At 70.6% G+C, this 13,525-nt stretch carries 14 protein-coding genes; 4 read left to right on the top strand and 10 right to left on the bottom strand.

Annotation, left to right across the window (positions count from 1 at the left end; all coding sequences use genetic code 11):
- Window positions 1-275 precede the first annotated feature (275 nt).
- Window positions 276-1,022, top strand: a complete 747-nt coding sequence (locus tag ACH3VR_RS18805; RefSeq protein ID WP_397557911.1) for a response regulator transcription factor — start codon at window positions 276-278, stop codon at window positions 1,020-1,022.
- A gap of 1 nt (window position 1,023) precedes the next feature.
- On the opposite strand, the gene ACH3VR_RS18800 is transcribed toward ACH3VR_RS18805, so the two are convergent.
- The 8 genes from ACH3VR_RS18800 to rpsA form a co-directional block, all read right to left on the bottom strand.
- Window positions 1,024-1,971: a nucleotidyl cyclase domain-containing protein gene (locus ACH3VR_RS18800; protein ID WP_397557853.1), complete on the bottom strand. Its 948-nt coding sequence runs from the start codon at window positions 1,969-1,971 to the stop codon at window positions 1,024-1,026.
- Window positions 1,972-2,184: 213 nt separating this feature from the next.
- The gene (locus ACH3VR_RS18795) at window positions 2,185-3,819 is read right to left on the bottom strand and encodes a sensor histidine kinase (RefSeq protein ID WP_397557852.1); all 1,635 of its coding nucleotides are present in this window, start codon (window positions 3,817-3,819) and stop codon (window positions 2,185-2,187) included.
- 65 nt (window positions 3,820-3,884) lie between these two features.
- Window positions 3,885-4,586, bottom strand: a complete 702-nt coding sequence (locus tag ACH3VR_RS18790) for a hypothetical protein (protein WP_397557851.1) — start codon at window positions 4,584-4,586, stop codon at window positions 3,885-3,887.
- A 98-nt stretch (window positions 4,587-4,684) separates the two neighbouring features.
- Window positions 4,685-5,242, bottom strand: a complete 558-nt coding sequence (locus ACH3VR_RS18785; RefSeq protein WP_397557850.1) for a GIY-YIG nuclease family protein — start codon at window positions 5,240-5,242, stop codon at window positions 4,685-4,687.
- Window positions 5,243-5,276: 34 nt separating this feature from the next.
- Entirely contained in the window at window positions 5,277-6,164 is an 888-nt protein-coding gene (locus ACH3VR_RS18780) for an ABC transporter permease (protein ID WP_397557849.1), read from the bottom strand.
- On the bottom strand, window positions 6,151-7,092 hold the full coding sequence (locus ACH3VR_RS18775) for an ABC transporter ATP-binding protein (RefSeq protein WP_397557848.1): 942 nt from the start codon (window positions 7,090-7,092) through the stop codon (window positions 6,151-6,153). Before ACH3VR_RS18775 ends, ACH3VR_RS18780 begins: the two co-directional genes overlap by 14 nt.
- Window positions 7,093-7,098: 6 nt before the next feature.
- Window positions 7,099-8,199 carry a LolA family protein gene (locus ACH3VR_RS18770; protein ID WP_397557847.1) on the bottom strand — a complete coding sequence of 367 codons (1,101 nt, stop codon included), beginning with the start codon at window positions 8,197-8,199 and terminating at the stop codon, window positions 7,099-7,101.
- A 121-nt stretch (window positions 8,200-8,320) separates the two neighbouring features.
- On the bottom strand, window positions 8,321-9,769 hold the full coding sequence (gene rpsA, locus ACH3VR_RS18765) for a 30S ribosomal protein S1 (protein ID WP_397557846.1): 1,449 nt from the start codon (window positions 9,767-9,769) through the stop codon (window positions 8,321-8,323).
- A 259-nt stretch (window positions 9,770-10,028) separates the two neighbouring features.
- Here rpsA and ACH3VR_RS18760 point away from each other — a divergent pair, with 259 nt between their 5' ends.
- The gene (locus ACH3VR_RS18760) at window positions 10,029-10,508 is read left to right on the top strand and encodes a hypothetical protein (RefSeq protein WP_397557845.1); all 480 of its coding nucleotides are present in this window, start codon (window positions 10,029-10,031) and stop codon (window positions 10,506-10,508) included.
- Between the two features lie 10 nt (window positions 10,509-10,518).
- Here the strand turns inward: ACH3VR_RS18760 and ACH3VR_RS18755 are convergent, their stop codons facing one another.
- The gene (locus tag ACH3VR_RS18755; RefSeq protein WP_397557844.1) at window positions 10,519-11,262 is read right to left on the bottom strand and encodes a PH domain-containing protein; all 744 of its coding nucleotides are present in this window, start codon (window positions 11,260-11,262) and stop codon (window positions 10,519-10,521) included.
- The gene (locus ACH3VR_RS18750) at window positions 11,259-11,426 is read right to left on the bottom strand and encodes a hypothetical protein (protein ID WP_397557843.1); all 168 of its coding nucleotides are present in this window, start codon (window positions 11,424-11,426) and stop codon (window positions 11,259-11,261) included. Before ACH3VR_RS18750 ends, ACH3VR_RS18755 begins: the two co-directional genes overlap by 4 nt.
- A gap of 191 nt (window positions 11,427-11,617) precedes the next feature.
- Between ACH3VR_RS18750 and ACH3VR_RS18745 the strand changes: the two genes are divergently transcribed.
- Window positions 11,618-13,213 carry a radical SAM protein gene (locus ACH3VR_RS18745; RefSeq protein ID WP_397557842.1) on the top strand — a complete coding sequence of 532 codons (1,596 nt, stop codon included), beginning with the start codon at window positions 11,618-11,620 and terminating at the stop codon, window positions 13,211-13,213.
- The gene (locus tag ACH3VR_RS18740; protein ID WP_397557841.1) at window positions 13,210-13,521 is read left to right on the top strand and encodes a hypothetical protein; all 312 of its coding nucleotides are present in this window, start codon (window positions 13,210-13,212) and stop codon (window positions 13,519-13,521) included. The genes ACH3VR_RS18745 and ACH3VR_RS18740 overlap by 4 nt, the downstream gene beginning before the upstream one ends.
- The last annotated feature ends 4 nt before the right edge of the window (window positions 13,522-13,525 follow it).

The raw sequence follows: 13,525 nt of genomic DNA, 5'->3' as shown, positions 1-13,525 counted from the left end.
CCGCGGTCAGCTCGAGACCGCGGGCGCGGGGACGACGACCGGCGGCGCGCTGGGAGGGGGCGCCGTCGGTCGGGGGTCCGAAGCCATCGCCGCTGTGGCGATCATCGCGGGGATCTTGGGGAGCTCCGCGCTCATCGTCGGCGGCGGAGTCGGGATGACGCAGCACGGCTGCAGAGGAAGGGGAACGGATGCCTGGGGATGCATTCAACCGTCTCTTCCGCGATATCATCACGGATGCCCCCGGCCAGGTCGAGTCGGACACGTGGAGGGACGCCGTGACAGGTTCCGATGTCGCAGTCGTGATCGAGGACGACGCCGACATCCGTGGGCTCATCGGCGAGGTACTGGAGCAGGCGGGATTCACGATCCACGCCGCCGGCACGGGCGCCGACGGCCTCGAGCTCGTGAAGGCGCACGATCCGATCGTGACGACCCTCGACGTCAGCATGCCCGGCATGGACGGCTTCGAGACCGCCAAGCGCATCCGGGCCCTCAGCTCGACGTACATCATCATGCTCACGGCGCGCACCGAGGAGATCGACACCCTCCAGGGGCTGCAGTCCGGCGCCGACGACTACATGACGAAGCCGTTCCGTCCGCGCGAGCTGCGAGCCCGCGTCGAGGCCATGATGCGCCGACCCCGCATGACGACGGCGGTGACGCCGGAGGAGCACGCCGACCGCCCCTCGGAGGCGCGGTGGCTCGCGCACCGCGGCCTGCGCGTGCATCCGGGGATGCGCCTCGCCGAGGCGGACGGCGTCGAGCTCGACCTGACACGCAGCGAGTTCGACATCCTGGCCGACCTCATCGGCGCGGGCCGGCGCGTTGTGAGCAAGAGCGATCTCGCCCTCATGCTGCGCGGCGAGCGGTATGTCGATGCGAGCGACTTCGTGAGCGACCACGATGTGCGGGCCATCGAAGTGCACGTCGCGAATCTGCGTCGCAAGCTCGGAGAGTCGGCGACGAAGCCGCGCTGGATCGAGACGGTCCGCGGCGTCGGCTACCGGATGACGGCCGGCTGACCTACGCGGCGCCCGCCACCACGACCGATGCGTCGGGACTGGAGGCCGAGACGAACGCGGCATCCTCGGCGGCGCGCCGGAGTCCCGCGATGTCGTAGCCGAACGAGTCGTTGAGCGCGACTCCGACTCCCATGACAGGTGTCGGGGTGCCCGGGTTCGCCGTGTAGTCGTCGATGACGCGGCGATGGATGCGGCTCGCGATCCGCCGCGCGCTGCCCGACGACGACGGCTGCAGCGCGACGAGCATCGAGGTCGCGCCGCCCTCTCCGACGATCGCGAACGACGGCGCGTACCGGCGCACGCCCTCGCGCCACCGGGCCGCGACCTCTGCCTGCGCCGCCGATCCGAACGCGGTGCCGATCTGCGGCAGATCGTCCATCCGGAGGACGATGAGAGCGACGGGCTCGGCGTTGTCGCGCGCTCGGGACAACACCGTCGTCGTGACGCGTTCGAAGGCTGGGGCCGAGAGCACCTCGGCACCGGCTCCGACGCCGCTCGACGACTCCGCCGAGCGGCGGGGCGCGAGGTCCTGCCCACGGAGGATCGAACCCGTCATCATGGCGAAGATCGTGAGGACGATCGTGATGAGCGCCGTCGTGAAGTTGCCGAAGTAGGTCGTGAAGATCACGCTGTCGGGCCCCGCGGCGACGAATGCGACGGTCCTCCCGAGGTAGTACGCGGCCGTGACGCCGAGCGCCGCCGTGAGCCCGACCGAGATCAGCGTCTCCCCCATGCTCCCGCGCCGCGTCTCGATCGCCCCGAACACGGCGAACAGCGCGATCGACAGGAACATCGCGACGGCGCCCGCCCAGTCGCCGCCGTCGGGTCCTTCGGCGAGCACCGCGGCCATCGTGCCGAGGCAGACCAGGCCCACGACGCCGGCGGCCCAGTCGAGCCGACGGCCGTTGTAGGCACGGCAGCCGAGCCACAGGCATCCCACCGTCGCCACGAGTGCAGCGTTGCCGAAGGCGACCGCGATCCAGGCCGTCGGGCGCGACGGCCCAGACGAGGTAGCAGACGACCGTCAGCATCGCGGCGAGGAACGCGAGCGACCAGATGCGACCGGCTCCCGTGTCGCGGCGCAGGAGCGTCTCGAGCAGGAACAGCACACCGCAGGTCACGACGACCGTCGCGGTGAGAAGCGTCGTCGCCATCAGCGTGGTCATGAGGTTGCCCCTCCTGGGTCGGACACGGGGAGACGCACGACGAAGGTCGTGCCCACCCCGAGAGTGCTCTGCACGGTGATCTCGCCGCCATGCGCCCGCGCGATGTCGCGGCTGATCGCGAGGCCGAGGCCGGTTCCGTGCGTCGTGGTCTTGCGCACGGCATCCGCGCGGAAGAAGCGCTCGAACAGGCGCGGCAGCTCCTGCTCGGAGATGCCCGTGCCGTCGTCGCGAACGACGATCCATGCGTGGTCGCTGTCCTGAGTGGCGCCGACCTCGACGTGGCCGCCCTCGCGGCCGTATTTGATCGCGTTGGACACGAGGTTGTCGACGACCTGCCGGATGCGGCCCGCATCCGCGAACGCGAAGGTCTGCTCGATCCCGGACCCGTCGATCGTGATCCCCCGCTCCGCCACGCGGGGGCCCGCGGCTTCGATCGCCGCCTGCACGACGGGTGCGAGGTCGGTGAGCTCGCGGTGGATCGTGAGGTCGACGCCTCGCCGGGACGCCGCCGAAGCCGCGAGGGTGTCGGACACGAGGTCGAGCAGGCGCTCGATGTTGCGCTGCGCGATCTCGAGGCTCCGGCGCACCGACGCCGGAAGGTCGTCGTGGTCGAGTGCGAGCTCGACATACCCCGTGATCGAGGTGAGGGGGGTGCGCAGCTCGTGCGACACCGAGGCGACGAGGTCCTCCCGGGCGCGGAGGGCGAGCTCTTCGGCCGTGACGTCACGCGTCACGACGATCGCGCCCGCCTGCTTCATGTCGGTGTCGAAGACGGGGCGCGCCGTCGATCGCAGGGCGCGCCGCCTCGCATCGCCGGGCCGGCCGTACCAGACGAGCTCGTCCTCGAAGAACTCGCCCCGCCGCGCGCGGGCGAGGGGGAGGTCGTCCGGCGGCAGCGCCGTGATCCCGTCGGCGGCGAACGGACGGCTCGTGTCCCGTGAGGCCTGCGGCATGCGCGCGTTCGCCTCGTTCGTGACGACGAGCGATCCGTCGGTGCGGATGCGGATGACGCCGAAGTCGACGGCGTCGAGGACGTCGGTGACGAGATCCTCCTGGCGGCGGGCGCGCTCGACGGATTGGCGCAGCTGCTGCGACTGCCGCTCCAGCAGCACGTGATGAGCCGCGGCGCGGCGGGCCGAGAAGTGCGAGGTCGTTGCGACCGCGGCGACCGTCAACGGCAGCAGCACGACGCCGGGCGTGAAGGTGCGCTCGGGATCGAGCCCGATGACGAGCCAGTAGCAGGCCGTGATGAGGACGGTCGCCACCCCTACCCCGATGAGACCGAGAGCGGCGCCCAGCCACATGGCCGGGAAGACCCAGAGCAGCTCGAGGCCCGTATCCGGGCTCGCCGCGATGAGCAGCGCGATGACGACGACATCGACGACTGGGATGAGCATCCCGACGAGGAACGACACCCGGTCCCACGGCACGATGATCGCCGCCCCCGTCGCGAAGAAGGCGAGGAGTGTCGCGGCGGCGAACGCCGAGACGTCGTAGATCGCTCCCGTCGTCACGATCAGGATGATCGCGAGCAGCACGACCCCGCCGAACAGCAGCTGGTTCAGCAGCAGCGTCCGCTCGCGCGTCCGCTCCGAGCCTCCCCTGCGCGCGGACGCCGACGACGAGGCCATGGGCCCGAAACTACCGCGCCCGCGCCCCTGGGCTCGGGATCACCGGGGCGCGCCGGTGCGCTCGGTCAGAACCCGAAGTCGCCTCCGCCGCCGAAGTCGCCGAATCCGCCGCCGTCGCCACCCCAGCCGGAGCCCGCGTCACCCCATGCCGAACCGTCGGCTGCGGCATCCGTGCCGGGGTCGCCGCCCGAGGCGTCCGTCGACCCGTCCTGGTAGCCGGCGTCGTAGGCGAACGTGGGCGCCATGATGGCGCTGACGAGCGCCGAGCCGATCACGAAGCCTGTGATCGTGCCGAACAGCGAGCCGCCCATCGCCGACCCGAACCCCGACGGGCCGCGCCGGCCCAGCGTGCGCTCCATGAATCCGGGGTTCATGTACTCGGCGCGGGTCGCGGCGCGCGCCATGGTCTGCGGGTCGCTCGACTGCGGCTGCTCGTAGGGTGGGAGGCCAGCCTTGAGCTCGGCGAGCACCTGCTGGCGCTGATTGGGCGAGAGCTTGGCGAACGCCTCGGCGTGCACCTGCTCGATCGTCTGCGGAGGCGCCGTGCGCAGGAGATAGCGGTAGCGCTCGATGGCGATCTCGTCGTCGCTCTTCGGCGGCTGCACGCCGGGCGAATACGCCGGCTGACCGGCGCCGGGCGAATACGCCGGCTGCGCACCGTACGCCGGCTGGCCGTACGCGGGCTGCGCCCCGTAAGGGTTCTGCGGAACGGGGGGCACCTGACGGTTGGCATTGCCGTTGCCGAACAGGCGGTCCAGGAATCCCATGCTGTCCTCCGTGTTGTGTGGGGACTCCTCACGCTATCCCGCATCGCTTCGAGAGCGCTGGGATGCCTCACCCCGAGCTCACCCGCTCGTCCGAACGGTCAGCCGCGCAGCGCGACCGCCTCGCTCACCCACCGGGCATACGCGCCCCACGGCTCGACCCCGCCGTGCACCGTCGCGATGTGCGCGTCGAGGGCGTCGGAGCGCGCGAACCACTCGCTCGTGCCGAAGCGCTCCTGCGCGAACTGCTCGTGCCGGTGTCGTTCGAGGCGCCGATCGCCGCGCTCCATCGCGAGGAGGTCGTCATGCCAGATCGCCGCGAACCGCCGACGCGGGTTCGACGTCGTGCCGATCTTCACGCGGTCGGCGTAGGCGAGGTAGTAGACGACGTCGACGCGCGGCGGGGGCAGCTCATCGTCGACGAGCTCGCCGAAGCGCCACTCGCACGTCGCGCAGATCCAGCCCGAGGGGTAGCGGATGCCGAGCCTCGACCCGCACAGGCGGCATGGCGCTGGCAGCGCGTCGGTCACCCCGAACGCCGACGCGGCCCAGTCGGCCGCGACGGCGAAGTGCAGCTCGCAGAGGCGCAGCGGGGCATCGGTCGGGACGGGACCGCGGCATCCGTCCCCGACGAGACACCGCGCGAGATCGGTGGGCACACGGGCACTGTACGAGCGGGCTCCGACATCGTCGTCAGGTCAGCACGTCGCGGGTGGTGAACCGCCAGACCGCGAGCGCTCCCGCGATGACGATCCAGGCGGCCTGCAGAAGGGCGTTGCCGACGAACGAGTCCCACGAGACCGGCGAGCGCAGCAGGTCGCCGAAGTCGAGCCAGCGATCCGTGAACAGGTACGGATGGATCGCGTCGAGCTGCGGGATCTGCCCGACGATCTGCGCGGCGACGGCGAGGATGGCGGTCGCCGCCATGGCGCCGACGGGCACCGTCGTGAGGGTGGACAGCAGCATCCCGATCGCCGCGAGACCCAGCATCGACACCGAGACGTAGGCGACGACGGCGAGGCACCGCACCAGTCCCTCTTCGAGGCTCACCTGTGTGCCGCTCAGCAGAGTGAGCGGCCCCGCCCCGAAGAGGATCGCGCCGACGATCACGCCCACCGCGACGACGAGGAACGTCGCGGCGACGCAGAAGACGGCGGCGACGACGTACTTGACCGCGAGGAGCGCGACCCGTCCGGAGGGTGCGACGAGCAGGTAGCGAAGGGTTCCGAGACTCGCCTCACCGGCGATCGCGTCGCCGGCGACGACGCTGATCGTCAGCGGCAGGAAGAGCGGGATCGCAACAGTCAGCGCGGCGAGGCCCACGAAGACGCCGTTCTCGGTGATCTGATCGAGGAACGGCGGCCCGTGGCCCGGACGCGTGCCGCCCGCGATCCGCACGGCGACGCCGAGGAGCACGGGAATGAGGGCCAGCGCGCCGAACATCGCCCACGTGCGCACGCGGCGGAAGAGTGTCGCGACCTCGCTCGAGAGAAGACCCGCGATGCCGCTTCCCCGCGCCTCGCGGGTCACCCCGGCGTGCGCCGGGGAGGCCGCGGGCGACGCGAGCTCAGGCGACGACATCGAAGCCCTGCCCCGTCAGCTCGACGAACCGGTCTTCGAGGCTCGTGCGCTCGACGGCGAACCCGCGCACGCGCACATCGGCGCGCACGAGCGCCGCGACGATCTCCTCGGGCTCGGGTCCGTCCGGGCCGAGCGTTCCGGCGATCGTGAAAGGCGCGGCATCCGTCGTCCGGATTCCCGCCTTCTCGAGCACTTCGCGAGCTCTCTCGACATCGGGGGTCTGCAGCTCCAGGCGGCCCGTGCCGTCGCCCCGCCGCAGCTCGTCGAGCGTGCCCGACGCGACGAGGCGCCCCGCGCTCATGACGCCGACGTGCGTGCACACCTGCTCGACCTCGGCGAGCAGATGGCTCGAGACGAAGACGGTCGACCCCTCGGCGGCCAGGGAGCGGATGAGTGAGCGCACCTCGCGGGTCCCCTGCGGGTCGAGCCCGTTCGTCGGCTCGTCCAGCACGAGCAGCTCACGGGGCATCAGGAGCGCGTTCGCGATGCCCAGGCGCTGCTTCATGCCGAGCGAGTACGCGTGCACCTTCTTGTCGCCCGCCGTCGTCAGTCCGACACGTTCGAGCGCCTCGTCGACCCGCCGTCGACGGGTGGCGGATGCCGTGTGGCGAGCCGCCGCGTCGAAGCGGCGGAGATTCTGCCTGCCCGTGAGGAAGGGGGCGAACGCCGGTCCCTCGACGAGCGCCCCGACCCGCGGGAGCACGGCCTGGAGGGCGTCGGGGACGCTCCGCCCCAGCACCCGCGCCTCGCCCGCCGTCGGGCGGACCAGGCCGAGGAGCATCCGGATGGTCGTGGTCTTGCCCGACCCGTTCGGCCCGAGGAATCCGAAGACGGCGCCGTGCGGCACATCGAGCGCGACGGCGTCGACCGCCGTCTGCGCACCGAACCGCTTGGTCAGACCCGAGGTCTGGATCGCGAGGTCGGTCACCGGGGTTCAGCCGCCGGCCGCGACCTGTGCGAGACGGTCGGCGCCGACGGCACCCGCGAACACGCGCCCGTCGTCGGCGAAGAACACCGTCACGAGCGCCGTCTCGAGGACTCGCCCGCCGGCGACCGGCCGGGTGAGCTTCTCGATCATCGCGGCGTCCTCACCCGCGGCGCCCGCCTTCGCATCGGATTGCGGAAGCTCGACGACGGCGGTCCAGCCCTCGCCGTGCACGACGGGCCGCTGTGCGGCATCCGCACCCGCCTCGGGCGTTGCCCCGTGCTCCGAGTGCGACGGCAGCGTCTTCTCTTCGACGGTGAACCCCGGGGCGGGCGTGTAGGCGAGTGTCGCAGCGTCGGGTGCCGAGAACGCGACCTGGGTGAACACGACCTCGAAAGCGGGCTGATCGGCACCGCGGGCGGTGACGGATGCGTCGAGCGCGGCGCCCGTCGCGCCGTCGATGGCGAAGCGCACCTCGCCGACGAGGCTCTCGGCGTCCTTCGGGACCAGGACGAGCTCGTACGCGTCACGGCCCGCGACGCGGCCGTCGGTGCCGACCGAGATGTCGGTCGACTCGCCGAGCTTGGCGAGCGCGTCGTCGAGCATCTGCTGAGGGGTCGCCGTGGGCTGCGGCACGGGAGAGCCGGCGTCGCCGCCGGTCGCCGTGTAATGCGTCGCCGTCTTGGTCTCGGAGTCGACGAACCACCCCTGCTTCGCCGCATGGTCGACGTACACGTCGCGCTCGGCGAGACGGTCGAGCACCTGGAGTCGCGCCCTGTCGCCGTCGAGATAGACCTTGGCGGTGTGCGAGCCGGTGACGAGGTCGAGCGCGTCGGCGCTCGAGTCCTTGCCGGCCGACGAGCCGGCGGTCAGGCTGGAGAGGTCGGGCAGCCCGAGATCGGACGACTGCTCGATCGTCCCCGTCATCCGGCTGACGTGGCTCGCGGCGGCGAACTGCACGAGTTCGGCGGGGGTCTTGTCGGGGAGATCCACGCGGGCCGTGGCGACGGTCGGGACGACGAGGGCCGCGGCCACGACAGCGACCACGACGGCCGCACCGGCGATCGAGAGCCGCCGCACGGGAGACCGGGTTGCCTGCCGCGTACCCATGGGAAAAGGGTACGCCTCGGCGGCGATCCCGGCGCCGGCAGCTGGACATGAGAACCGCAGACCGCGAAAGGGCCGCCACCCGAAGGTGACGGCCCTCTCGAACCCGATGCGGGTCAGTGGATCAGCGACCCGAGAGCTTCTCGCGCAGAGCGGCGAGCGCCTCGTCGTCCGCGAGCGTGCCCGAGGGGCCGCTGTCGGACGAGAAGGACGAGGGCGTCTCCGAGATGGGGTTCGCAGCCTCGGCCTCGGCGGCCTTGGCGACGGCGGCCTTGTGGGCCTCCCAGCGAGCCTGGGCAGCGGCGTACTCCTGCTCCCACTTCTCGCGCTGCTCGTCGAAGCCTTCCTTCCACTGGTTGGTCTCCGGGTCGAAGCCCTCGGGGTACTTGTACTCCCCGAGCTCGTCGTACTCGGTGACCATGCCGTAGAGGGCCGGGTCGAACTCGGTGCCGAAGGGGTCGACCGACTCGTTCGCCTGCTTGAGCGAGAGCGAGATGCGGCGACGCTCGAGGTCGATGTCGATGATCTTGACGAAGACCTCTTCGCCGACCGACACGACCTGCTCGGCGAGCTCGACGTGCTTGCCCGAGAGCTCCGAGATGTGCACGAGACCCTCGATGCCGTCGGCGACGCGGACGAACGCACCGAACGGAACGAGCTTGGTGACCTTGCCCGGAGCGATCTGGCCGATCGCGTGCGTGCGGGCGAACACCTGCCACGGGTCTTCCTGCGTCGCCTTGAGCGACAGCGAGACGCGCTCGCGGTCGAGGTCGACCTCGAGGATCTCGACGGTGACCTCCTGGCCCACCTCGACGACCTCGGACGCGTGCTCGATGTGCTTCCACGAGAGCTCGGAGACGTGCACGAGGCCGTCGACGCCGCCGAGGTCGACGAACGCACCGAAGTTGACGATCGACGAGACGGTGCCCTTGCGGACCTGGCCCTTGTGCAGGTTGTTGAGGAACGTGGTGCGCGACTCGGACTGCGTCTGCTCGAGAAGGGCGCGGCGCGACAGGACGACGTTGTTGCGGTTCTTGTCGAGCTCGAGGATCTTCGCCTCGATCTCCTGGCCGAGGTACGGCGTGAGGTCGCGGACGCGGCGCAGCTCGATGAGCGAAGCCGGGAGGAAGCCGCGGAGGCCGATGTCGACGATGAGGCCACCCTTGACGACCTCGATCACGGAGCCGGTGACGACACCGTCGTTCTCCTTGATCTTCTCGACGTCGCCCCAGGCACGCTCGTACTGCGCGCGCTTCTTCGACAGGATGAGGCGGCCTTCCTTGTCCTCCTTCTGGAGAACGAGGGCTTCGACCTCGTCGCCGACCTTGACGACCTCGTTGGGGTCGACGTCGTGCTTGATGGAAAGCTCACGCGAGGGGATGACGCCCTCGGTCTTGAAGCCGACGTCGAGGAGGACCTCGTCGCGGTCGACCTTCACGACGGTGCCTTCGATGAGGTCTCCGTCGTTGAAGGACTTGATGGTCTTCTCGACCGCGGCCAGGAAGTCCTCAGCAGATCCGATGTCGTTGATGGCGACCTGCTTGGTGGCCGGGGCGGTCGTTGCGATAGTCATGTAGTGGGTTGTCCTTGTTGGGTTGGGTGATCGGGCCGGGTTCCGGCATCCACCGCACCAGGGCGAACGGATGCCACGAACCGAAGCGGAGCGGATTGTGGTCGTGCGATGTCACGTAGGCGCGTGCGCCCAGGCGTGGCGAGATAGCCACACGAGTGACACTCCAGGGTATCAGAACGCGCAGGGAGCCTGCGATGTTCCTGAGAAGGCGAAATTCCGCATGAATCCGGGCCTGTGGAGGCGACGTAGGCTCTCCATTGTGAGCACTTCCGCGCCCCTCAAGATCATCACCCCGCGCGGGCGCCTCATCGCGCTCGCCGTCCTCTGCTTCATCATCGCCGCGATGGGCGTCGTGGTGTATCTGGTCAATCCGACGGAGCCGCTCAACATCATCGCGGGTGCAGCGGCCTTCGGCGTCTTCGGGGTCGGCGGCGGGTTCTCGCTCGTAGGACAGTTCCGGCGCAGCACGCTCATCCGGGCCGACGGGGACGGCCTGCGCATCGAAGGCCGCGTCACGGTGCCGTGGAGCGACGTCGACCGGATCGGTGCGACGCCGTCGGCGCTCGGCATCCGGCTGCGTTCGTACGACTCGCTGACGCAGGCCGCCCCCTCGGTCTACACGACCGAGTCGCTGCGCGCGACGCGCAAGGACAGCGGCTGGGATCTCCTGTACCCGGAGAAGCTGCTCGGCCGTCCCCCGCGCGAAGCCGCCGCGGCGCTGCGCGCGCGTCAGCCCTGAGCCGGCCGGCTCAGCGGGGCAGGTCGATCGGGGCCGTGGGCGTGCGATCGGGATCGAACGATCCGCGGGTGCGCCGACGCAGCTCCTCGCCCTCGCGGCGCTGCGCATCGGCGAGCCAGTCGACGGTCGCGCTCGCCGGCAGCGGCGGCCGTGGCGGGATCCCCAGCGTCGAGTACGACGACGCCGGCGTCGATTCGGCGACGTAGGCCGCGGGTTCCGGAGCGACGGGCCGGCCGGCGAGCGGCTGACCGCCGGCGAAGCCGCGGAGGCCCGCCTGCTGGATGACCCGCTGGATCGTGAGGCCGCGCCCGTCGGGATCGCCGACCCACCGGATCTCGCGCAGACCCTGTTCCTGCGCGGCGGACTCGAACACGAAGTGCCCGTACCCGAGGATGCGCCCGATGATCGGCTTGTGCACCGAGATGTCGAGGATGCGCGCGAGCGGCATCGTGGCGATGCGCTGCGACAGGATGCCGTGCACGCGGAATACGCGCATGTTCGTGATGACGAACCGGTCGGTGTGCCGTTCGAGGATGCGCCACAGGGCGTGCACGCACACCGCGCCGCCGAGCAGCACCGGCACCCACCACGCGGGTGCGGGCACGAACAGCACGAGAAGAAGCAGCACGACGCCCCCGAACAGTTCGAGCATCGCGCCGACGACCGCGGCCCAGTGCTTGCGCACCTCGTCGATCACCACTTCGCCGAGATCGGCGATGAGGTGCTTCTCGACCCGCGGATCGAACAAGCTCATCCCCCGGCGAGCGCCACGAAGAAGTCGACGACGGCGACCACCGCGCCCGCGACCGCCCCGACGGCGGTCTGCACGGCGTCTGCGGCATCCTGCGGGCGCGTGATCAGGTAGAAGGCGGCGAAGGCGATGGCGAGCGCGATCAGTACGCGCTTGACGATCTTCACGGGTGGGGGGTCCCTTCGGGTGGACGACAACGGAGCGATCCCCCCAGATCGCGACTCTGCTGTTCTATCGCACGACTCGCCCCGCGCGCCTCATTGACACGGACCCCGTTGCGACTCCAGCATTCCCCCTAACGACGAACGGCCGAGGAGTCGCCGATGACCCCCTTCCTCGCAGGTCCGGCGGGCCCGGCATGAGCGCCGCTCCCGGCACGGGCATGCCGCTGCGCGACTACCGCATCCATCGCTACGTCAACGCTTTCTGTCCGCGCTGCCACGAGGAGGATCCCGAGCGGCCCCTCGCCGACGTGCGCAGACTGTCGGGCTGGCTCGCCGTGCGCGAGGGCCGGGTCTGGCTGGAGAGGGGATGCCCCGACCACGGCCTCGTGCGCACGCTCTACGACGAGTCGCCCGAGATCCTGTCGTATCTGGAGCAGTGGACGGCGCCGACGAAGGCGCACGTGCCCGACCTCGCCGGCAACTTCAAGCCCGTGCCGTCGGCCTATGAGGACGGCCTCCCGCAGATGCAGACGCAGCACACGTGCATCCTGCTCGAAGACCTCACCGACCACTGCAACCTGCGCTGCCCCACCTGCTTCGCCGAGTCGGGGCCTGCCGCGACCGCGGTCGCTCCGCTCGCGGAGGTGCTCGCGTCGGTCGATGCGCGCCTCGCGAAGGAGAACGGGCGCATCGACGTGCTGATGCTGTCCGGCGGCGAGCCGACGCTGTACCCGTGGCTCGAACAGCTGCTCGAGCATCTCGTGACGCGGCCCATCGTCCGCATCCTCATCAACTCGAACGGGCTGCGTATCGCGCAGGACGACGCGTTCGTTGAGACGCTGCGCCGCCATCGGGAGCGGGTCGAGATCTACCTGCAGTACGACGGCGAGAGTGCCGAGGCATCCCGGTTCCATCGTGGCGCCGACATCCGGCGCTTCAAGCAGCGCGCCGTCGAACGGCTGTCGGCCGCCGGCGTGTTCACGACGCTCACGATGACGGCCGCACTCGGCGTGAACGACGGCGAGATCGGCGCTGTCATCCGCCGCGCGATGCAGACGCCCTACGTCGGCGGCGTGACGATCCAGCCCGTCTTCGGCTCGGGGCGGTCGGCGGGCATCGACCCCGACGACCGGCTCACGCACACCGGCGTGCTGGCGCGGCTCGGGCCGCAGACCGACGGCGAGGTGACGTGGCGCGACCTCACGGCGCTGCCGTGCAGCCATCCGCACTGCTGCTCGGTCGGCTACCTGCTGCGCGACGACGCCGGCGCCTGGAAGTCGCTCACGGCGCTGATCGGGCACGACCGGCTCAAGGAGCTGCTCGACCTGCAGCCCGATCTGCTGGCCAACCGCATCGCCGATCGCGAGATCAGCAAAGCCCTGCGCGAGGTCGTCAAGGGGTCACTCCTCGACCTGCTCAGCGAGCAGTCGTCGCTGTCACATCCGTCGATGTCGACGATCTGGCGCGACATCTGCGAGAACTGCGACCTCGGGATCGGCACGCTCACGGCGCTCGCGACGTCGACCCTGCCGGGACAGCACCAGCGGCTCCGCAAGATGATGGGCGAGCGCGTGCTGCGGATCACGGTCAAGCCCTTCATGGACATCAACACGATGATCGAGGAGCGGCTCACGCAGTGCTGCGTGCACGTCGCGACGGTGAACGAGTCGACCGACGCGCACCAGTGCGCGCCGTTCTGCGCCGTGCAGGCGTGGGCGCCGCTCTCGCGCACGCGCCTGTCGACGGCGACGGGCGGCCGACGGGAACTCGCCGTGACGGTGTCGGGATGAGCGAGTTCGCGCACCTGAATCAGCGGGATGCCTCGGTGGGCGACCCGGCTCCCCCGTTCGACCCGCTCCGGCTGTGCGTCTACACGACGGTCGCGCTGCTCACCGTCGTGCTCGGACCGATCGCACTGCTCGCCTTCTCGTCGCTCGCGATCGCGGGCTACGCGAAGGCGCGGCGCCGGGGGCTGCTCCGCTCACGGTGCAAGCTCGGCGACACGCGGCTCGTGCTCGCCTACCTCGCCGTCGTCGCCGTCGCGGCGGCGGTCGCGACCCCGTTCTGGGTCGCGTTCTGGGTCCAGTGGTGGACGTGACGCC

Source organism: Microbacterium alkaliflavum (assembly GCF_044325405.1).
Lineage (GTDB): Bacteria > Actinomycetota > Actinomycetes > Actinomycetales > Microbacteriaceae > Microbacterium > Microbacterium alkaliflavum.
The sequence above is the reverse complement of the archived record's forward strand: the minus strand, read 5'-3'. Positions and strand labels throughout refer to the sequence as shown.

Coding starts and splice junctions, on each gene's coding strand:
- ACH3VR_RS18770 (WP_397557847.1), bottom strand. CDS start 8,199: ATGGGTACGCGGCAGGCAACCCGGTCTCCCGTGCGGCGGCTCTCGATC.
- ACH3VR_RS18790 (WP_397557851.1), bottom strand. CDS start 4,586: ATGGGATTCCTGGACCGCCTGTTCGGCAACGGCAATGCCAACCGTCAG.
- ACH3VR_RS18755 (WP_397557844.1), bottom strand. CDS start 11,262: ATGAGCTTGTTCGATCCGCGGGTCGAGAAGCACCTCATCGCCGATCTC.
- ACH3VR_RS18745 (WP_397557842.1), top strand. CDS start 11,618: ATGAGCGCCGCTCCCGGCACGGGCATGCCGCTGCGCGACTACCGCATC.
- ACH3VR_RS18795 (WP_397557852.1), bottom strand. CDS start 3,819: ATGGCCTCGTCGTCGGCGTCCGCGCGCAGGGGAGGCTCGGAGCGGACG.
- ACH3VR_RS18780 (WP_397557849.1), bottom strand. CDS start 6,164: ATGTCGTCGCCTGAGCTCGCGTCGCCCGCGGCCTCCCCGGCGCACGCC.
- ACH3VR_RS18740 (WP_397557841.1), top strand. CDS start 13,210: ATGAGCGAGTTCGCGCACCTGAATCAGCGGGATGCCTCGGTGGGCGAC.
- rpsA (WP_397557846.1), bottom strand. CDS start 9,769: ATGACTATCGCAACGACCGCCCCGGCCACCAAGCAGGTCGCCATCAAC.